This window comes from Desmonostoc vinosum, from assembly GCF_059505385.1.
In genome coordinates this window covers 16463-35636 of record NZ_JCACKM010000071.1, presented here as the reverse complement: position 1 = coordinate 35636, position 19174 = coordinate 16463, and the positions used below count along the sequence as shown (strand labels likewise).

The following is a 19174-nucleotide window of genomic DNA, read 5'->3' as shown; positions in this document are numbered from 1 at the left end:
CAGGAGCGTCGCGTCATTACGAATTACGCGCTTCGCAGCGGTAGCGAGTCCTCGAGCGTCATTACGAATTACGAATTACGAATTATATTGACTCACCGCCTATTGTTTGACTTGACAGGTAAAGGTAGTCCCAAAGATTGATGAAAATCTTCTTGAACTTTGCGGGTGAGGCGACGGGAGACTTTGCGGACAATTTGATTGAGGAGGCGATCGCCTGTAGATTGAATTAAAGACTTGGGCAGTTGTTGAATAAATTTGGGGAAGTGAATCTCAACTATCAAATCCAATTCCCATTCAACTCGTGTTACTTCTCTATTATCAGTAAAAACATCATTGATTGGGTTTTCTGTGAACCTGAGTGAGGCTCGATAATCTACGTCATAACCAGGTGGTTGATAGTTAGGAACGGGAATTGTACGAATGCGGTAAATACCTTGCTCTGGAGGTAATAATTCTAAACCAATTTTTGGCTCTACTTCATAACCAAAAGCGCCAAAACTACCAATTACTAAGGTATAACCATTTTCCCCTAGTGCCTGCACTTTCATCGGTTCAGCGCAGCGCGAAAACCAACAATTGTGAGTATTAAGATACTCAGCAACCTTATGAGCTGGGGCATACATATCCATCGAGTCTTGATAGCGCCCATAAAATTTTGTTGTTTTAGCTACATTTACTTGCGGTAATGCATCTTCAGTTTCCCCTATATTTGACGCCATAGGTAGAACTGTTTCTGTTATTTCCAAGGATTGATATTCACCGTTTCTTGAAAGCATAAACGCATTGCTGTATATTTTGGCGTTTGTCTATATTAATGATTCCCGCCTTGTGTGCTTCATTTCGCACTAACATCTCATTTTGACGGAAACCTTAATAATATGCCATCGACTCCATAGAATTACTAAAATTAAAGAATTGAATAAGCACATATTAGATTTTCAGGATAGCGTTTACCATGAAAGCATTTGTAGCAGGAGCAACGGGTGAAACAGGTCGCCGAATTGTAGAAGAGTTGGTAGCACGGAGTATTCCTGTTCGAGCGCTAGTGAGGGATACAGAGAAAGCTAAGAGTATTCTGCCTCCTGATGTCGAATTGGTGATAGGTGATGTGTTGCAACCAGAAAGCTTGACTGCTGCTTTGGGGGATAGCACTGTAGTATTGTGTGCGACTGGCGCAAAACCTAGCTTTGACCCCACAGGGCCCTACAAGGTAGATTTTGAAGGCTCGAAAAATTTAGTGAACGCTGCCAAAGCTAAGAATATTGAGCATTTTGTCTTCGTTTCATCTTTGTGTACTTCTCAGTTTTTCCATCCCCTAAACTTGTTCTGGCTAATTTTAGTGTGGAAAAAGCAAGCCGAAGAATACATTCAAAAAAGTGGTCTTACCTACACGATTGTGCGGCCTGGTGGTTTAAAGAATGAAGACAACTCCGATTCCATCGTTATGCAGGGAGCTGATACATTGTTCGAGGGTAGCATCCCCAGAAAAAAAGTTGCCCAAGTTTGTGTTGAGTCCTTGTATGAACCAGCTGCACGCAATAAAATTGTGGAGATCATCGCCAAACCTGAAGCAGCCCTTAAGAGCTTTTGGGAGTTATTTGCTAGCGTTGCGTAGTCATTCGTCATTTGTCATTTGTGATTACAAAGGACTAGAGACTAATGACAAGTGACATTTTGAGACTCTTGTACGATAAATCACACAACAACAGCATGAAATCCTTCTTCCCCCACTCCCCACTCCCAACTCCCCACTCCCTTTTGGTGAACTTTATCGAAATTGCTGCGTCAATGATTGTTGTTAGCTAACAGAGCAGATTTTAAGGAGTCTAACCCTGAAAGGTTTTGAACTCAAAGGTGTTGAAAAGCTGATTGGGCCAATAATTGCGCTCCTCGGTTTTGTGTTTCTATTACAGTGGTATATTTTTGGAGAAGTGCGATCGCCTTCTGATCCTGTTTTTGCAGTTAAACAGCCACCTTTGGTCATGAAAGGAGGCGATCCTTACATCCGTGCTTTGATGCGAACCATCTCAGCCAGCGAAGCCAACAGCAACCGCCCCTATTCGTTGTTGTATGGTGGACAGCAAGTTAACGACCTCCGCCGCCACCCTGAGATATGCGTCACAATTGTTACTGGGCCAAATACTGGTAATTGTTCTACTGCTGCTGGTAGATATCAAATCATCAATACTACTTGGTATCACATAGCTCCTCGCTATCACCCAAATCCCCCAAACGTGATGCAGTTGATGTTGTTGGCTACTTATAGCTTTGAACCGGAATATCAAGATGTAGTAGTTTATCGTTGGTTGAATGATTCACAAGTTTGGGGAACTGATATTTCTCAACTACTGCGTCAAGGAAAGTTAAATGATGTTTTGCGGCGACTCTCTCCCACCTGGACAAGTTTAGGATATGGGATAGAAACTAATTCTATTAGTAGTTCTTTGCCTAAGATTTATCAAAAAATCTTAAAAGAGGAATTAAATGCTAAATCAGTTGTCAGTAAATTTGAGAACTGATACTGTTTGACAAAATTCCTGATACACATTACTTTTCCTGCCTCCCGTGCTTGCCGATAATCAAGGTACTAGTGCTAACACTCCCACGGGAGAACCCGAACCACCTCGTAATCTAAGAATTGCGATCGCTAAAGTAGTACCTTGAGGTGGTAGTTGATCTAAATTTGTCAAATTTTCCAGCACAATTCGCGGCTGTTCTAATACCAGGCGGTTGATAGCAAAACTGTTGTCCTGTCCTGGATCTACACCATGAGTGTCAATCCCTATCCCAACAATTTGCCGCTCGTTAAGTAGAAACTGAGTAGCATCCTTACCAAACCCTGGAAAATGCATAATTCCCTTAGCATCCAAGTTGAAGAAGGCATTTTGATCAAACCACTTATGTTGCCAGCCAGTGTAAAGTAGTACTACACTACTAGCTGGAATTTTACTGTACTGTTTTTCCCAAGCGAGAAGATCAGCAATAGTCAGAACATAATCGGAATTAATTGCTACAGCTGGGCAAATATCTATGACTATTGCAGGTACAATCAATGACTCAGCAGAGTATTGATCAATTCCTACACCGGAGTTGTAAAAACTATTGGGAGCATTAATATGGGTGGCGCTATGTTCACCTAAACAGAAACGCCGCAGGTAGTAGCCATCTTGTTCAAGTTCTGCGACGGTGGTCAATTCTACTGGCGGATCACCAGGCCATTGGGGAATATCGGTGTTAATTATATGACTGAGATGGATGACGCGGGAGTAGCTAATATGATGTTGAGTCTGTGATTGGCTCATTAGCAAAAAAATCCTGAATATTTTGCACAAAAGTCAAAGTGTTTTCTAAGTGAATGTTATGTCCAGAGTTACTAATTATTTTTAACTGGGCAAATTTGCATATTTGGGACATTTCCGTATTAATATCTATAAATTTTTGATCGTACTCACCAACGAGTAACAACAAAGGCTTTGTATGATCTTTGAGTTTTTCCCACAAAGAAGGTTGGCAGCCAGTACCCATCAAGCGCAAAGATTTCTCTAATTCAAGTGGATGGTTTTGTAAACGACTTTTTATCATGCGATCGCAGCCCGAATGATTTTTTATGGAACCAAAAATTGGCTGATTATACCAATTTGATAAAAAAGCTGCAAAATCACTTTTTTCAATGCTTCTGCTCAATTTTCTGGCTATTTGTGCATCGCGTTTAATTCGTTCTGTTCGTTCTAATTCTGTTGCTAAGCCAGGAGATGCCGACTCCAGCACAACTTTCTCAAAACGCTCTGGAAAATCCAGTGTCAGGTATAAAGCTAATCTCCCACCCATTGAATAACCAACTAAAAAGCATCGAATGATTTTTAACTCATCTAATAAATTGATTATGGCATGAGCAGTATTAGCCATTGTATAATACTCTTCTTCGCCTAACACTTGAGTTTTGCCATGTCCAGGAAGGTCAAGTGTTAAATAAGAAAATTCATTAGAGAGTAATTGTATAGCATCATCAAATTCATCAATATTGCCCATGAAGCCATGTAAAAAGAGAATTACTGGTTTTTTATAGTTGTTAATTAAAGAATAGTTAAAGATATAATTTTCTAAAATCATGCTTTAATTTTGAATTTCTACTTGCTAGTTACTGTGATATGCGAAAAATTAGTTTATTTATTGCTTCTAGTCTTGATGGTTACATTGCCAGAGAATCAGGAGAAGTAGATTGGCTATTCACTGACCAAGACTATGGTTATCCAGAGTTCTTTAACCAAATTGATACAGTTATCATGGGTCGTAAAACTTATCAGCAAGTACTTGATTTTGGAGAATACCCATATCAAGGAAAAGAAAGTTTTGTTTTCTCTACTACTCTGCAAAGTCAAACAGATAAAAACGTGAGATTCGTGAGTAGTAATTGGGAGGAATTCATCAATAAACTACGTTATTCTAACGGTCGTGATATTTGGTTAGTTGGAGGCGCGCAAATTATTCATTACTTTCTGAAACACGGTTTTATTGATGAACTAATTCTTTCAATACACCCAATTATTTTAGGAAGCGGTATTCCTTTGATTGTGAATGACTCTACTCTTGAAACAGTACTTGAGTTGAAAGATGCCAAAACTTATGATTCTGGATTATTGCAGGTATATTACAATTTCAAAAGAAAATAGAGGATTGTACTCAACCCATCCTTCTGGGTATTAGGGTAAAAACCGATCCAAAGCTGCTTTAAGTTGTTCAATTTCTGTTTCCATATTCCCTTGTTTGGCAGCTCTAGCAATACACTCAGTTAAATGTTCATCCAAAACAATTCTTGCCACCCGATCAAGTGCGCCCCGCACAGCGGCAATTTGCAGTAAAACATCGGGACAAGGGCTACTTTGCTGCACCATAGTCTTAATGCCGCGAATATGTCCTTCTATGCGCGATAGCCTATTGACAATTCGCCGCAAAGACTCTTCGCTATGGATGTGAGCATGTAGAGAGTCAGCCTGCTCATGAATATGATCTATATGCTCGTGGTCTGTCTCATGACTGTGAGAATGTTCTGTTGGTGGGGATGTTGGCAAGGATTCTTTAGCTAATCGGTTTGATCCATTCATGGGTTATCTGCTGATAGTACTAAGATCGTAGCTTAGGGTAGGGAATGGGGAGAGTTTTCTTAATACCAATCCTTAATACCCAGTACCCAATCTCCAGTACCCAATCATAGGGTAAAAACCGAACCTTGAAAGGGTAAATCTCAATAATAGCTTTTGAGCTAAATTTTCAATTAATTTGATAATAGCTAGCTCATGTGATTTAAAAAATCACTTAGTTCAAATACTGGTGAAAGTAGGCGAAACCTCAAACACAGAGCTAACGTCAACCAAGCTGTAAAAATAACTGTAGATAAAAATTACGCTTCTAGATTAGGTTTTGATTATGCGATTTCCCAAGATGCCCAGATCTATGCGTCAACTCACCTCTCATGTATTAGCGATCGCTTTAGGAGTTCTACTCACTGTTAGTAGTTTACAGGTATTACCCTCCCAAGCAGAGCCTGCACCAACTACAACTGCGGAAGATTTACCACAACTAGTTACTCAAAGGCAATCACCCGCGAATGCTGCTATGGGTACTAGTAGTTTTGTCACTGCTGCTGTCAATCGTGTTGGTTCGGCAGTAGTAAGAATTGATACAGAACGTACTATTACTCGCCGGGTTGATCCATTTTTTGAAGATCCTTATTTCCGGCGGTTTTTTGGTGATAGTCTCCCACAACGGTCACCTTCTGAGCAATTACGTGGTTTAGGTTCTGGTTTTATTATTGACAAGAGTGGCTTGGTTTTGACTAATGCTCATGTGGTTGACAAAGCTGATAAAGTCACAGTGCGACTTAAAGATGGTCGCTCTTTTGAAGGCAAAGTTCAAGGGATTGATGAAGTCACAGATTTAGCAGTAGTTAAAATTAATGCTGGCAATGATTTACCAGTTGCACCTCTGGGATCTTCTAAAAATGTGCAGGTGGGAGACTGGGCGATCGCAGTTGGCAATCCTTTAGGATTTGATAATACCGTTACTTTAGGAATTGTCAGCACCCTCAAGCGTTCTAGTGCCCAAGTTGGTATTAGTGATAAACGCTTGGAGTTCATTCAAACTGACGCGGCAATTAACCCTGGTAACTCTGGCGGGCCACTATTAAATGGTCAAGGTGAGGTGATTGGCATCAACACAGCCATTCGTCCTGATGCGATGGGTATTGGCTTTGCTATTCCTATTGATAAAGCAAAAGCGATCGCCTCGCAACTACAACGTGATGGCAAAGTTGCCCACCCTTATTTAGGTGTACAAATGCTCAGCTTGACACCCCAGCTAGCGAAGCAAAATAACACAGACCCCAACTCTCAAGTCCAAATCCCAGAGGTAAATGGTGTTTTGGTGATCCGAGTTATACCTAATTCTCCAGCCGCCGCCGCAGGTATTCGACGCGGAGACGTAATTGTTCAAGTCGATGGTAAACCAATCACAACAGCTGAACAACTACAGAACATCGTCGAAGATAGTCGTTTAGGACAAACTTTGCAAGTGAAGGTACAACGAGGTAATCAAACACAGCAGCTTTCAGTACGTACTGCTGAGTTACAAGACGCCTCATAATTTCAACTTTCTTTGCTGTTCCCTTCGTTAAAGTATCCTAACGGATACCAAATAGATTCTACGGTCTGAGCAATAGTATTAGCGGTATCACGGTGATTAGTATCAAGCAGAACGGTAACATGTCCCAGCTTGCGCCCAACCCGTGATTCCGTTTTGCCATACCAGTGAACAAAAGCTTGCGGGATTTCTGCTAATTTTTGGCGCTGGGTTTGGTAGTCGTTGTGCGAATTTTCGTACCCTAAGAGGTTCACCATCACAGCAGCACTACACCCCAAAGCAGGATTACCCAAAGGTAAACCACAAACTGCTCTCAGGTGCTGTTCAAACTGAGAAGTTTCGCAAGCGTCAAGGGAAAAATGTCCAGAGTTATGGGTGCGGGGTGCAATTTCATTCACTAAAACTTTGCCATTAGTGGTAAGAAAAAGCTCGATTCCCAAAACTCCTACAAATTCCAGGCTATTGAGTAAAGTATGTGCGATCGCTGCGATTTCTGCTACCTGACTGGGTGTAATTTGGGCTGGCGCAATTACCCGCCGACATACTTGTTTTTCTTGTTGAGTTTCTACAACCGGATAAGTGACGATTTCCCCAGCTGCTGAACGAGCTGCGATGATTGCTAGTTCTCTTTCAAAGGGTACAAATTCCTCTAACAAAAAAAGTGATTTGTTGGTGGTATCGTCTATTTTCGCTTGTAGAGTCACCAAATCTCGGATAATAAAAGTGCCTTGACCGTCATAACCGTGGCGTCGAGATTTGAGAACTAATGGAAAACCCAAATTTTCTATGATGGATTGCAGATTTGCCTGCTCAAGAGAGAAAAACTGCGGTACAGGTAAGCTTAAATCACGTAAATAGCAGCGCTGATCGTATTTATCGAGAAGAGGAGCCAAGGACGCTAAATTAGGACGGAAACAAACCCCTTTCTCTGCTAAAAACGATAAGGTATCTAGGTTAACAAATTCGTTTTCAAAGGTGATCACATCACAGTTTGTTGCTAAAATTTCTGTAGCATTGGCATCGTCAACTGGAGCGAAAACAGTTTTTTGAGCGATCGCTACAGCTGGATCATCTTGAGTTGGAGTTTGCACTACCAATTCTACCTCTAACTTTTGGGCTGCATCCCCCATCATCCAGGCAAGTTGCCCACCACCAATTACACCCACACGCCTCATTAGCATCCCAGAGAATCACGAGTTTGTATGCCAGTCTGAGAATTTACACCACTGGCTTTTGTGCATAGTTCTTTGATTTGCGCTTTATCCAAAACTGCATCTGTAAAATCTGCATCAGTGATATTTACATCTGTAAAGATAGAACGCAGCAAAAGAGCCTCTTTAAGAATTGCATCGCTCAAATCAGCCTTAGTCAAATTTACCTGATCAACCATTGCATTAGTTAAGTCGGCTCCATGCAGATTTGTTTGTGTCATTACCGAAGCACTTAACACCGCTCCTCGCAAGTCAGCATTTGCAAAGTTAGCTAATTCCAAATTAGCATTAGAAAATTCAGCTGCTTGCAGACTTTCACCTGAAAAGTCATGTCTTTTTAACTCTGCATTACTAAATGACAGTGGATGTGTCCAGTCTACTGCTAGTGCAGGATGAGTCATGCAAAGTAAAAGAATTAAAAAAAGTAAAGCTAACCCTTGTCGCCAAAACATATTGGTACCCAATCGCTGCATTTTAGCTTAGCGCATGTCGTGGGGATTGGGGACTGGGAAAGCGAAAGGGAACACTTTCTGTTCAGCGTTCCCTTTCTTTGTAATTAATTAAGATCAGCGCCAGCAAATCGCTATCTGATTTATATCTAATAAAATATAATTATTATGGAGATTTATTCTCCGATTCTTTGACTTTTTCTGTTACGGGTTGTGTTTGGTGATCGTAGCTCGTTTTTTCTTGAGTAATGGCGATCGCAGCAAACAAAATAGCACTTCCCAAAGCTAAAGCAACCATAGGGCGTTTAATTAAGACAAAATCCCTTATAATCCTAGCTAAAGGTCTACTTTGACGGCGTAGCGTCGAAGAAATCATGATCTGTTTCCAAGTAAACGGATCACGGACATAATGCCCGCTATGACAAACTACCATCCGTTCCTGGCAGTAGGGGCAAGTAAACAAGCCAATGCACGTCTTGACTGGTTTAGGCGTAGCATTTCTTTGGCAAATTGGGCAAGTAACATAATGATTATCAAAGGTGTGTGTATTCATCTAACTCGTCCGCCTAGTCCATTTACTCGCTCTATAACAATAGCTATATTGAATTTAGATCAGCGCTTAGTAGAGTCTCTGAAATATGGCCCAAAATTAGCCATAAATCACATATAAATTTGCCTTCTTACTAAGGATAGCTCAATGGCTGCAACACGAGTATAGCTATATTTAGCCGCAGATGGCTTCTAGTAAGTGCTTGTCTGTGGTGCGTTAACTTAGCTTATAAAATATTATATTTTCTCTACACACTAAGAAGTTAGCGATCGCTCTCACAAAGACTGTTTTCAATGGAAAAATCCCACAACCAAACATGAAAAAGGTATCTTTCCCTACTCCCCACTCCCCAACTTGTCTGGTTGTTGAATCATGGCTCACAATGAGAAGTAACAGATAAAAATTTAAATTTTTTCTTACATTTACCCCGTTGCTCAATGACTCTCTTGCCTCCCACTCAACTAAGGAAGGTAATGGAACAACCTGCCTTTCCTACACCTTCCGCACGTTTAGCCCATATAATTAACCGTTTTCAACCATCTCCAGAAACCATTGTGCTGTTTTTAGCTGTGTTAATTGGCAGTGGCACTGGTATGGGGATAGTCACATTTCACTATTTGATCCAGCTAATTCATGACTTGATGCTAGAAAATTTGATGGGGGCGATTGGCATCTGGGGTGCTTGGACTTTAGCCTGCGTTCCTTCCCTTGGTGGATTGATTGTTGGGTTGATGCGCTGGCGCACTCAAGATTTTGGGCCGGGACTTTCATCTTTAATCGCCGCCTCCCAGGGAACAGAAATTAAACGACAACTACGACCAGTCACAAAGATGTTAGCTGCGGCTGTTTCCTTGGGTAGTGGTGCTTCTTTGGGGCCAGAGGGGCCAAGTGTAGAAATTGGAGCCAATTTTGGGATGTTGTTGTCTTTAGTGCTACAAGTATCCCAAGAGCGACGGCGTTTACTTTTGGGCGCTGGTGCTGCTGCGGGGCTAGCCGCTGGCTTCAATGCTCCGATCGCAGGTGTATTTTTTGCTCTAGAGGTAGTATTAGGAGCTACATCTTTTGCTACTTCTGCTGTCAGTGTAGTACTGTTAGCAGCGGTAGTGGCAGCATTAATCGCCCAAATTGGCTTGGGGGCACAGCCTGCTTTTGCTCTACCTGTTTATCAAGTTCGTAGTCCCTGGGAATTACCCCTCTATCTTGGCTTGGGTTTGGGAGCCAGTTTAGTGTCTCTGACTTATACCGGGTCAATTCGTATAGCAAAAGCCTGTTTTGCTGGACAGGTGAAGAGTTTGGAATTTTTGGGGCGGATTCCTTTGCCAATTCATCCGATTATTGGTGGTGTCGTTGTTGGTATAGTCGCTTTGCAATTTCCCCAAATTTTGGGCATTGGCTACGAAACTGTGCAAGCGATGCTCCAAGATGTAGAGTTTTCACTGCAATTGCTGGTAGTATTACTAGTGATGAAATTACTGATGACTGCAATTAGTGCTGGTAGTGGTTTTATCGGCGGTTTGTTCGCACCAGCAATGTTTCTCGGCGCTTCTTTTGGCTCAGCCTATGCCAAAATTTTGGCTTTGGTAGTCCCAGCCATTGGCGAATATATGGCTGCCCCTCCAGCATACGCAATGGTGGGGATGGCAGCAGTTCTAGCAGCGAGTGTGAGAGCGCCACTAACAGCTATTTTGATGCTATTTGAGTTAACCCGTGACTACCGGATTGTTTTGCCGTTAATGGCAGCTGTGGGTTTAAGTGTTTGGGTAGTAGAGCGAATTAAACCAACTTCTAACTCTAACTCTAATTTGCAACAAATCGGTCTTGCAGAATTGAAAGACGATCGCACAGAAATTTTACAGCAAATTTTAGTAGAAGATGCAATGCTCTCCTGTCCCAAAAAATTGCCTGCTACCCTGGGAGTATTAGAGGCAGCTACGGAAATGATTCGCGATCGCGCTCGCAGTGCTTTAGTATTTGATCAAGCAGAGCAATTAGTCGGAATTATATCCCTAGAAGATGTTAACCGCGCTCTTTCCCTATGGGAAAATTATCAAAATTTGCCCACTGGAATTCCGGATAATATATCTAGTCAAATACTTATAGATATTTGTACCACTGAAATACTTTATGCTTGGCGAGATGAACCTTTATCTGAAGCTTTAGATCGCATGGCTTTTCGAGGTTTGCATCAACTACCAGTAGTAGCACGAGATAACCCCGATCGCATTTTAGGTTTACTGGAGAGGGAGCAAATTGCATTAACTTGTAATTTGGCGGTTACACGCCAAGCACTTGATCAATATTTGCCAATTTTACCTACAACAAATTAATTCAGAAAAAATAGGGAACGGGCAACGCTTAACAAGGAAACCCCCATAATTAAATAATTCGTAATTCGTAATTAAAATCAGGGAGACAATGTCGTGATATCATGTCCGGCTAATCACTTATCATAAAAATTTCTCCCTTCCGCGTCTCCCTATCTCCGCGTCAGCCAAGTCATAAGTCTTTAAACGGACATGATATGAGCGGGTTTCCCGACTTGAGACAACTGGCGTGGATTTGGAGAATGACGCATTGAAACTTTATGGCTGATGCCATCTGTTTTCATAAATAAATTTAGTTGATCTGTCACCCAATATTCGGGCAGGTTTTCAAACCTATTCTTGATTAAGCGTTTCCTAGCCGTTGACGCAGCCTCTCGTCGAGAAGAGCTTGGTCAAGAGTTAATGGTCAAAATTAATTACTTTTGACCATTGGCTCTTGACCAATAACTATCGATTGCAAACTTTTAACTCTTGACTTGTGACTTGAGACTCTTGACTACTATATTAAGCCGTGGCTTCCATAGCTTCTTCGACACCTTCTTTGTCTTCTGGATCTACTTGCCTCAGACGAATGTGCTTTTTCCCTAAAGTGATGAGAAACTCATCTCCTGGTTTGAGATTCATCTGTTTAGTATAAGCTGAACCTATCAATAAGTTACCGTTTGATTGCACACTAATTCTATAGCTAGCACTGCGTCCACCACGACCATTGGCGTTGGGCGCACTATCCAACTGAATACCTTCAGCATCAATTAAGGCATTTAAGAACTTCATCATATTGACACGCTCTATACCATTTTTGGTAACGGTATAGTAGCCACAATGCTTTGCCTTTTCTTCCTTGCTAAGATTCTCTAGCTCTTTGACTTTTTTGAGCAGTTCTTCGCCGACTAGGGGTTCAATTTTTTTCTGTTTAGGCATCAACTTAGGTCGAGAACGAATGTTTGAAGTTGTTGAATCGATTTTATTTTAGCTGACGTTGAGCTAGTAGGAACAAAATCCTTTAGTTTTTTATCTCAACTTAGCCAAGTATATTACACTCCTAGACAGGATTGTTGCACAATTACTAATATTGCCAACACATTTTATTTTTTATAAAGCTGACCATCTTGATAACTATCTCTAGTTTCTGAATTCCTGCTACACTATATTTGTTTAAGTTTTCTAAACTAACACTAAAAAGTTGGTCTATTTGAATAAGATACAGAATGATAAGCAAAACTGATCCTTAGTCAAAAGTCAAAAGTCAAGAGTCTAAAGTCAAGAGTAATTAATTTTAACTATTGACTATTGATAGTTGACTATTAACCGTTGACTATTGACTAAACAACAAAGCTTGTCGAAATGAAATTAACTACCAAAGGACATTATAGTGTTAAGGCGTTGCTTGATTTGAGTTTACAGCCAGCATACGGGCCTGTATCTGTCAGAGCGATCGCACTTCGTCAAGATATTCCTGCACCTTACCTAGAAAAGTTGCTAATAGAAATGCGTCGTGCTGGGTTAGTAAAATCGGTTCGTGGTAGTATTGGCGGATATCAACTAGCAAAAGAGCCTGCACAAATTTCCATTGGACAAATATTAGAGTCGGTTGGTGAAAGCATCACCCATTTAGCTCATCACACTCCGACACCAGCACAAGCCGAAGATTGGGTAACATTTACTCTTTGGCAAAGGCTCAACCAAAAGCTCAAAGAAGCCTTATATAATATCACGCTGGCAGATCTTTATTACGATGCTCGTAGTTGGCAAGCCTCTCTTGGAGAAGAAGCTAATTTTGTTGTTTAGTCATTAGTCATCTAAGAAGGGAACAGGGAATAGGGGACAAGGAACAGTTTCCTATTTCCTATTGCTTTTGGGGGAGTAACAAACCCCCACTCGAAATTCCTGTTCCCTGTGATGCATTAAAGCTCATGCAGTTTTCCCCGTTCCCTCTTCCCTTTTTAATAGTCATTAGTTATTTACGAAGGACAGAGGACAAAGGACAAATGACTCCAGCTGTTATTCTAATTACTGCGGCACTTTTAGATTACTTGATAGGTGATCCTTGGGGTTGGCCACATCCAGTACGAGTTATGGGATGGGTAATTTCTCGTCTGACTAAACTGGCTCAAAAATTTTGTTTAAATTCCATAGCACAACGCCTAGCAGGAATTTTACTAGGCATAATCCTGATAATTGGTAGCGGTTTTAGCGGCTGGTTAATCATTCAAAGCGCTATGTGGCTACATCCGTTATTCAAAATTGCTTTAGAGAGCATTATTTTAGCTAGTTGTTTTGCCTTTAGGAGTTTGCGAACAGCAGCAGTTACTGTTTTACAACCTTTAACAGCAGGACAGTTGGAGGAAGCTCGTCAGATTTTAAGTAATTATGTTGGTCGAGATACACAAAATCTCGACCAACCAGAAGTTTTACGAGCTGTTCTCGAAACAGTAACCGAAAATGCGACTGATGGGGTAATGGCCGTGCTATTTTATGCAATTATTGGTGCATTGATGCCAATGGTGGGGCCAGCTCCTTTAGCTTTAGCTTACAAAGCAAGCAGTACCCTCGACTCCATGGTGGGTTACAAGGAAGCACCCTATACTTATTTAGGATGGTTTAGTGCGCGGTTAGAAGATTGCCTGACTTGGCTACCTTGTCGTTTAACAGTCATGACTCTAGCATTTTTCTCAGGTAAACCTCTGCATATTTGGCGAATTTGTCTTCGGGATGCAGTTGCTGATCCTAGCCCCAATTCTGGTTGGAGTGAGTGCGCCTATGCTGCTGTTTTAGGTGTACAAATGGGAGGTACAAATTGGTATCGTGGATTAGCTAAACAAAAACCACTGCTAGGAGATGCTACTTATCCCATCACTCCCGCTTCCATTGATCATGCCCTACAACTAACTCGCTATTGTTTTTTGTTGTGGTTAGGAGTTGCGATCGCTATACTCTCAATTGTGCCAAACAAGTAATGATAGATGTGGTGAATGGGGAATTGCGAATGGACAAGAAATTACGAATTACGCGCTTCGTAGCGTAAAGCCTACGCCATAGCTTCGCTTAGAGCGAGTCCTCGATAGCGTTAGCGAAGCGGTAGCGAGGTACGAGCGTCAGCGTTAACGACACAGGAGCGTCGCGTCATTACGAATTACGAATTACGAATTACAAATTACCATATGTCTGCCAAAGTAGTTGAAATTCTCTCATCAGAAGAACTCCGTCGGACTTTGACTCGTCTGGCTTCACAAATTATTGAGAGAACGCGTGATTTATCTGGGCTTGTGCTAATTGGTATTTATACAAGGGGTGTGTCATTAGCTGAGTTGTTAGCACGTCAAATTGAGGTGCTTGAAGGTATCAGTGTGGCAGTAGGAGCGCTAGATATTACATTTTATCGAGATGATCTTGACCAAATTGGATTGCGGACTCCAGCGAAAACTGACATTCCTTTTGATCTCACGGGCAAAACTGTTGTGCTTATAGATGATGTTATTTTTAAAGGACGAACGATTCGCGCTGCTTTGAATGCAGTCAACGAATATGGTAGACCGGAAGTAATTCGTTTAGCTGTTTTGGTAGATAGGGGTCATCGGGAACTACCAATTCATCCTGATTTTATCGGTAAGCAATTGCCGACCGCTAAAGAGGAAGTTGTGAAAGTTTATTTGCAAGATTGTGATGGGCGAGATGCTGTAGAGTTGATTTCAGCACTCGGCACTCAGGATTAAGTTTTGTAAAATTGCGAACGCCACTCTATTATTTGTGCATATGAATCGTAGCCCCAGCCGATGCATAAAACTACTCCAGTTTGCTGAAATATAATCATGTCAATTTGTAGGGTAAAAAACAAATTGACTGATTTTTACCTCTAGAAGCGCTTTTGTTTAGTCAAGAGCGCTCTTTTATTTGGCTTACTGATGCTGCAAACAGTGTGTGTACAGAGGCGATCGCTTGTGCAAAATATCTTATCTTAAGAGTAATGATATCCCTAATATCTCTAAATTAGTTTATGGAATTGAGGGAAAAATTCTCAAGCTTAGAACTAAAAAACGAAATGATTTCTTTATAATTAGCAATCGTTACAGTGATAATGAGTCAATTACTGATAATGGCATTCATTACGGTGTAGAAGTTTTAGGACTAGTTTTTGATAATCATTCACGTCAAGGATTACCGCGTGATGAGTGGATCAATGATTTTTCCTGTAGAAGTGGTGAATTTTATTTAGAAGAGTTAGATAATTTCTGAAAGAGAAAGCCAGACTATAAGGAGAAAATATTATGAGCGGAGTGTATGAAATTTTAGCAAAAATTCAAGCCAAACCAGGTATGTATATTGGTCGTCCTTCTGTGAGCGATTTATTTATGTTTTTGGTTGGGTATGAATGCTCAAGGAGTGAATTGGGAATTGAAAATACTGAGAAAGAAGAAGATTTTTATGGAGAGTTTCAGCCTTGGTTGCAGAAAAAGCTAGGAATAAAAACGGTAAGCTCTTGGTCGAAAATGATTATGCTTTACTGTCACGATGAAAGGGCCGGTTTTGAAAAGTTCTTTAATTTGTTGGATGAGTTTAAACAACGAAATCAGGATTTAAATGGAAATGAGGTTAGTAATATATCTGAAGTAGTGGTGACTGCCGTAAAACATTGACAATAAGTGGGGTCATCCTAAATCATTCGTGATAACTAAGAACCCCGACTTTTTAAAGAAGTCGGGGTTTTGGACACCGCGAATTTTCACAAATCAGATAGGATTGCTATATATCAAGCTTATTTTCGCCTACACCATCTCAAACTCTAGTTGATGACTTTGAAGCAAATCATGAGTGAAATGATCTACAACATTTGTATCACTCAATTCTAAATTATAAAAATCTACTACTTCATGCTCAAAATATGGCCCAGCGTGCCAAGTACCCACCTCTAACTTAATAAAACAATTCCCCGGAATGCGGAAAGCTGCAATCTCTTCTAAGACAGGTTCATTAACATCATTATGAGGAGGACAAACTGCAATTAACCAATCTTTCCCTTCCAAAGAACCCAAACATTGAGTACATTGTATATGGCGAGTAATTTTGTGAAACTTTCGTCCTCTCTTTTGCAGTCGCATGATATAAAATCGGGGAATACCATTTTGCAGGTTTAAATTGGCATCCTCAACATCGTAAGCTTTACTATCTTGACTAGCAAAAATCACCTGACCATAACGTTGAAAATTTTCTGGTGTTATCCATTTTGCCTGTAATTGTTGCACTGTCTGTGACGTATTCATGAAATTGAGAGTGGGGAATCAATTTTTTCGAGTGTGCGGGGTTTTTTCAAAAATCAAATACTAGTCCTATTTATTACCATTCTAATTCTTGAGGAATGAGTGATTTAGGAATTAAAGAAGCTTGTTTTTCTCTGTCTGAAGGTTTTGTATACCACCAAGCCCAAGCAATTAAAACTGCTTGTAAAGGAAGTCTGATTATATGTACCCAAGGTGAATTTGGTATGTGTTCAAGCTTAATATGATTGACCGCCATATTGATGTTGGCTGGAAAAACAGCAATAAACAGCGCAATTAGTCCCCAAGCAGCAGCCTGACTTACAGGTGGAACTAACAATCCAATACCGCCCAAAATTTCATAAAAGCCACTGAGATAAACTAACCCTAAAGGATAGGGTAGTTGTGGAGGCATAATTTTGACATATGGTTCGGGAATGGCAAAGTGTGTCACCCCAACTACAATAATCGATATGGCAAGGATGACACGTAAGATTTCCTTATATTTGCTCATGTGTTTTAATTCTGTGCTTATTCCTACTATCTCAGTTTGATTACTTAGTGTTGTTTTGTCTTCGGTCAAGGGGAATAGGGAATTGGATTTTAGGTCTTTAATGAGAGACATTACTTTTTTTAAAAATTACTTAAAATTAAGTAATTACACTAGCTAGAAAACCAGAATGCATGTTTGGTTATATTTATCAGTTAGCCTTTGACAAAATTTGTTAAAAAAGGTTAAATTTATAAATAACGAGCGTTCGATATAAAAAAGGAGACATGCCTAAGATTGTTGACCATGATCAATACCGTAGAGAACTGCTGAGTAGGTGTTTTGATTTGTTTGCTCAAAAGAGTTATGGCTCAATCACTATGCGGTATATTGCTCAAGAGTTAGGAGTATCTACGGGTACTTTGTATCATTATTTTCCTAGTAAACAAGCTTTATTTGAGCAGTTGGTAGAAGAGGTATGCCAACAAGAGATATTAATGGCGATCGCAGAATTGGAATTTACCCAAACATTGCAAGAGACAATGGATGCAATGGGGAAATTTCTTGCTAAACACGAAGATTATTTCATCAAATTAACTTATATATTCGTTGATTTTTGTCAGCATCAAGATTCTAAGCAGATGTGGAGCAGTCGCATGTTTAGGCGAGTTGATGAGCGATCGCGGCAAGCAATTAGTAAAGTTATAGGAATTGAAGATTCAACTGTGATTTCTTTGATATTGAGCTTGATTGACGGCGTAATTCTAGAACGGCTGTGGGGTAATGAAAAGGTTTCTTTTACTGAACAATGTACGCTATTAGGCAAAATGTTAACGGCATATCTGCCAGAACATCAGCTTAATAGGAAGTTAAATTATAAATCATATTCAGTTAATTAGAAAATTTTGATTACTGTTCGCATAGATGTGAGACAAAATTATCTTTTTCAAGGGGAATAGGAAATGGGTCAGAAGCTGCTATTTAAACCTGGAAATAAAGGATTAATTGCCTTAGTAGTTGCTGCGACAGCGATTACTGGGGGAATAGTTGTTTATGGTATTTCTCGATCTGGATCAGTTAGTCAAAGCACCCCATCGGAATCAGTACAAACTACACCAAGCGTTCAAAACGTCACAGCTTTGGGAAGACTCGAACCAGAAGCAGAGGTCATGAGCCTATTTGCGCCCATAAATTTAGATGGCGATCGCATCGATAAAATCCTAGTTAAGGAAAACGAACGCGTCAAAGCTGGACAGATCATAGCAATTTTAGACTCACGCGATCGCTTAGAAACTGCTGTACTCCAAGCCGAAAAGCAGGTCAGAGTCGCTCAAGCTAAACTCGATCAAGTCAAAGCAGGAGCAAAAACCGGAGAAATTCAGGCACAGCAGGCAAACGTTGAACGCTTACAAGCCCAATCCCAAGGAGACAAAACAGCTCAACAAGAAATAGTTGCCCGGATAGAGGCCCAATGGCAGGGAGACAAAATAGCTCAAGAAGCATTAATCAGAAAGCTAGAAGCAGAATTAAAAAATGCTCAAGCTGAATATAAACGTTATCAACAGCTATATACCGAAGGGGCAACTTCTAGTTCTTTATTTGACACCAAGCGCTTGAGCGTCGAAACTGCACAACAACAATTAGATGAAGCCAAAGCAGTTCTCAAACGTATCAACACTACAGCTAGCAGACAACTAGCCGAGGCCAAAGTAGCACTGACCCGGATTAACGCCACTAGTAGCAAGCAAATTAGCGAAGCCAAAGCTACATTGACGAGTATCGCCGAAGTTCGACCAGTAGATGTGCAGGCGGCAAAAACAGAAGTTGAAAATGCGATCGCCACACTCAAACGCGCCCGAACCGAGTTAGCAGCGGCTTATATCAAAGCACCAATGGCGGGTCAAGTCATCAAAATTAATACAAGAGTAGGAGAAAAAATTAGTAATAATGGCATCGCAGACTTAGCACCAAACGACCAGATGGTAGCAGTCGCAGAAGTTTATCAAACAGACATCGGCAAAATCAAAATGGGACAACAAGCAGTAATCACCAGCCAAGCATTTACTGGCGAACTGCGAGGCACCGTTTCTCAAATTGGTCGGCAAGTAGAACGACAAAACGTATTTAGCAACCAACCAGGCGAGAACCTAGATAGGCGAGTAGTAGAAGTAAAAATTCGTCTTAATCCCGAAGACAGCAAGCGAGTAGCAGGTTTGACTAACTTACAAGTCCAAACCGCGATTGAAATGTAAAGCCGTTGTT

23 protein-coding genes are annotated in these 19174 nt (G+C 40.7%); 13 read left to right on the top strand and 10 right to left on the bottom strand.

All coding sequences use genetic code 11. The features are described from left to right. Window positions 1-92: 92 nt before the first annotated feature. Entirely contained in the window at window positions 93-776 is a 684-nt protein-coding gene (locus AC5JMF_RS12650) for a DUF1997 domain-containing protein (protein ID WP_495796068.1), read from the bottom strand. 179 nt (window positions 777-955) lie between these two features. On the opposite strand from AC5JMF_RS12650, the gene AC5JMF_RS12645 reads away from it, so the two are divergent. Beyond that, a complete protein-coding gene (locus AC5JMF_RS12645) occupies window positions 956-1615 on the top strand; it encodes an NAD(P)H-binding protein (protein WP_495796067.1) in 660 nt (219 codons plus the stop codon). Window positions 1616-1814: 199 nt separating this feature from the next. Beyond that, on the top strand, window positions 1815-2519 hold the full coding sequence (locus AC5JMF_RS12640) for a glycoside hydrolase family 24 protein (RefSeq protein ID WP_495796070.1): 705 nt from the start codon (window positions 1815-1817) through the stop codon (window positions 2517-2519). A gap of 60 nt (window positions 2520-2579) precedes the next feature. Here the strand turns inward: AC5JMF_RS12640 and AC5JMF_RS12635 are convergent, their stop codons facing one another. Beyond that, window positions 2580-3302, bottom strand: a complete 723-nt coding sequence (locus AC5JMF_RS12635; protein ID WP_495796066.1) for a cyclase family protein — start codon at window positions 3300-3302, stop codon at window positions 2580-2582. Continuing rightward, window positions 3271-4110 carry a 2-succinyl-6-hydroxy-2,4-cyclohexadiene-1-carboxylate synthase gene (gene menH / locus AC5JMF_RS12630; protein WP_495796065.1) on the bottom strand — a complete coding sequence of 280 codons (840 nt, stop codon included), beginning with the start codon at window positions 4108-4110 and terminating at the stop codon, window positions 3271-3273. Before menH ends, AC5JMF_RS12635 begins: the two co-directional genes overlap by 32 nt. Window positions 4111-4148: 38 nt before the next feature. Here menH and AC5JMF_RS12625 point away from each other — a divergent pair, with 38 nt between their 5' ends. Then, window positions 4149-4670: a dihydrofolate reductase family protein gene (locus AC5JMF_RS12625; protein ID WP_495796064.1), complete on the top strand. Its 522-nt coding sequence runs from the start codon at window positions 4149-4151 to the stop codon at window positions 4668-4670. A 30-nt stretch (window positions 4671-4700) separates the two neighbouring features. Here the strand turns inward: AC5JMF_RS12625 and AC5JMF_RS12620 are convergent, their stop codons facing one another. Further along, window positions 4701-5102 carry a metal-sensing transcriptional repressor gene (locus AC5JMF_RS12620; RefSeq protein WP_495796063.1) on the bottom strand — a complete coding sequence of 134 codons (402 nt, stop codon included), beginning with the start codon at window positions 5100-5102 and terminating at the stop codon, window positions 4701-4703. 322 nt (window positions 5103-5424) lie between these two features. Here AC5JMF_RS12620 and AC5JMF_RS12615 point away from each other — a divergent pair, with 322 nt between their 5' ends. Further along, on the top strand, window positions 5425-6639 hold the full coding sequence (locus AC5JMF_RS12615) for an HhoA/HhoB/HtrA family serine endopeptidase (RefSeq protein WP_495796062.1): 1215 nt from the start codon (window positions 5425-5427) through the stop codon (window positions 6637-6639). 2 nt (window positions 6640-6641) lie between these two features. On the opposite strand, the gene AC5JMF_RS12610 is transcribed toward AC5JMF_RS12615, so the two are convergent. The 3 genes from AC5JMF_RS12610 to AC5JMF_RS12600 form a co-directional block, all read right to left on the bottom strand. Further along, entirely contained in the window at window positions 6642-7811 is a 1170-nt protein-coding gene (locus AC5JMF_RS12610; RefSeq protein ID WP_495796061.1) for a 5-(carboxyamino)imidazole ribonucleotide synthase, read from the bottom strand. Continuing rightward, complete coding sequence (locus AC5JMF_RS12605; protein ID WP_495796060.1) at window positions 7811-8299, bottom strand: pentapeptide repeat-containing protein; 489 nt, start codon at window positions 8297-8299, stop codon at window positions 7811-7813. The genes AC5JMF_RS12610 and AC5JMF_RS12605 overlap by 1 nt, the downstream gene beginning before the upstream one ends. A 163-nt stretch (window positions 8300-8462) precedes the next feature. Further along, on the bottom strand, window positions 8463-8807 hold the full coding sequence (locus AC5JMF_RS12600) for a hypothetical protein (RefSeq protein ID WP_495796069.1): 345 nt from the start codon (window positions 8805-8807) through the stop codon (window positions 8463-8465). On the opposite strand from AC5JMF_RS12600, the gene AC5JMF_RS12595 reads away from it, so the two are divergent. Together AC5JMF_RS12595 and AC5JMF_RS12590 are read left to right on the top strand one after the other, a co-directional pair. Then, on the top strand, window positions 8715-8966 hold the full coding sequence (locus AC5JMF_RS12595; protein ID WP_495796071.1) for a hypothetical protein: 252 nt from the start codon (window positions 8715-8717) through the stop codon (window positions 8964-8966). The genes AC5JMF_RS12600 and AC5JMF_RS12595 overlap by 93 nt on opposite strands. A 317-nt stretch (window positions 8967-9283) precedes the next feature. Then, window positions 9284-11173, top strand: coding sequence for a chloride channel protein (locus tag AC5JMF_RS12590; protein WP_495796059.1), 1890 nt, complete (start codon window positions 9284-9286; stop codon window positions 11171-11173). A gap of 501 nt (window positions 11174-11674) precedes the next feature. On the opposite strand, the gene AC5JMF_RS12585 is transcribed toward AC5JMF_RS12590, so the two are convergent. After that, window positions 11675-12091 (bottom strand): AbrB family transcriptional regulator, encoded by a 417-nt coding sequence (locus AC5JMF_RS12585; protein ID WP_495796058.1) that lies wholly within the window; start codon window positions 12089-12091, stop codon window positions 11675-11677. Window positions 12092-12514: 423 nt separating this feature from the next. Here AC5JMF_RS12585 and AC5JMF_RS12580 point away from each other — a divergent pair, with 423 nt between their 5' ends. The 5 genes from AC5JMF_RS12580 (at window position 12515) to AC5JMF_RS12560 (ending at window position 15804) form a co-directional block, all read left to right on the top strand. Continuing rightward, entirely contained in the window at window positions 12515-12958 is a 444-nt protein-coding gene (locus AC5JMF_RS12580; protein ID WP_495796057.1) for an Rrf2 family transcriptional regulator, read from the top strand. A gap of 200 nt (window positions 12959-13158) precedes the next feature. Then, the gene (gene cbiB, locus AC5JMF_RS12575) at window positions 13159-14127 is read left to right on the top strand and encodes an adenosylcobinamide-phosphate synthase CbiB (RefSeq protein WP_495796056.1); all 969 of its coding nucleotides are present in this window, start codon (window positions 13159-13161) and stop codon (window positions 14125-14127) included. Window positions 14128-14331: 204 nt separating this feature from the next. Beyond that, window positions 14332-14883, top strand: coding sequence for a bifunctional pyr operon transcriptional regulator/uracil phosphoribosyltransferase PyrR (gene pyrR, locus AC5JMF_RS12570; protein WP_495796055.1), 552 nt, complete (start codon window positions 14332-14334; stop codon window positions 14881-14883). A gap of 205 nt (window positions 14884-15088) precedes the next feature. After that, window positions 15089-15403: a papain fold toxin domain-containing protein gene (locus AC5JMF_RS12565; RefSeq protein ID WP_495796054.1), complete on the top strand. Its 315-nt coding sequence runs from the start codon at window positions 15089-15091 to the stop codon at window positions 15401-15403. Window positions 15404-15435: 32 nt separating this feature from the next. Next, window positions 15436-15804 (top strand): hypothetical protein, encoded by a 369-nt coding sequence (locus tag AC5JMF_RS12560; RefSeq protein ID WP_495796053.1) that lies wholly within the window; start codon window positions 15436-15438, stop codon window positions 15802-15804. Between the two features lie 129 nt (window positions 15805-15933). On the opposite strand, the gene AC5JMF_RS12555 is transcribed toward AC5JMF_RS12560, so the two are convergent. Both AC5JMF_RS12555 and AC5JMF_RS12550 read right to left on the bottom strand, forming a co-directional pair. Next, window positions 15934-16428, bottom strand: coding sequence for an ureidoglycolate lyase (locus tag AC5JMF_RS12555; protein WP_495796052.1), 495 nt, complete (start codon window positions 16426-16428; stop codon window positions 15934-15936). Between the two features lie 73 nt (window positions 16429-16501). Next, complete coding sequence (locus AC5JMF_RS12550) at window positions 16502-16936, bottom strand: DoxX family protein (protein ID WP_495796051.1); 435 nt, start codon at window positions 16934-16936, stop codon at window positions 16502-16504. A 263-nt stretch (window positions 16937-17199) separates the two neighbouring features. Between AC5JMF_RS12550 and AC5JMF_RS12545 the strand changes: the two genes are divergently transcribed. After that, entirely contained in the window at window positions 17200-17811 is a 612-nt protein-coding gene (locus AC5JMF_RS12545; RefSeq protein WP_495796050.1) for a TetR/AcrR family transcriptional regulator, read from the top strand. 63 nt (window positions 17812-17874) lie between these two features. After that, complete coding sequence (locus tag AC5JMF_RS12540; protein WP_495796049.1) at window positions 17875-19164, top strand: ABC exporter membrane fusion protein; 1290 nt, start codon at window positions 17875-17877, stop codon at window positions 19162-19164. Window positions 19165-19174 lie beyond the last annotated feature (10 nt).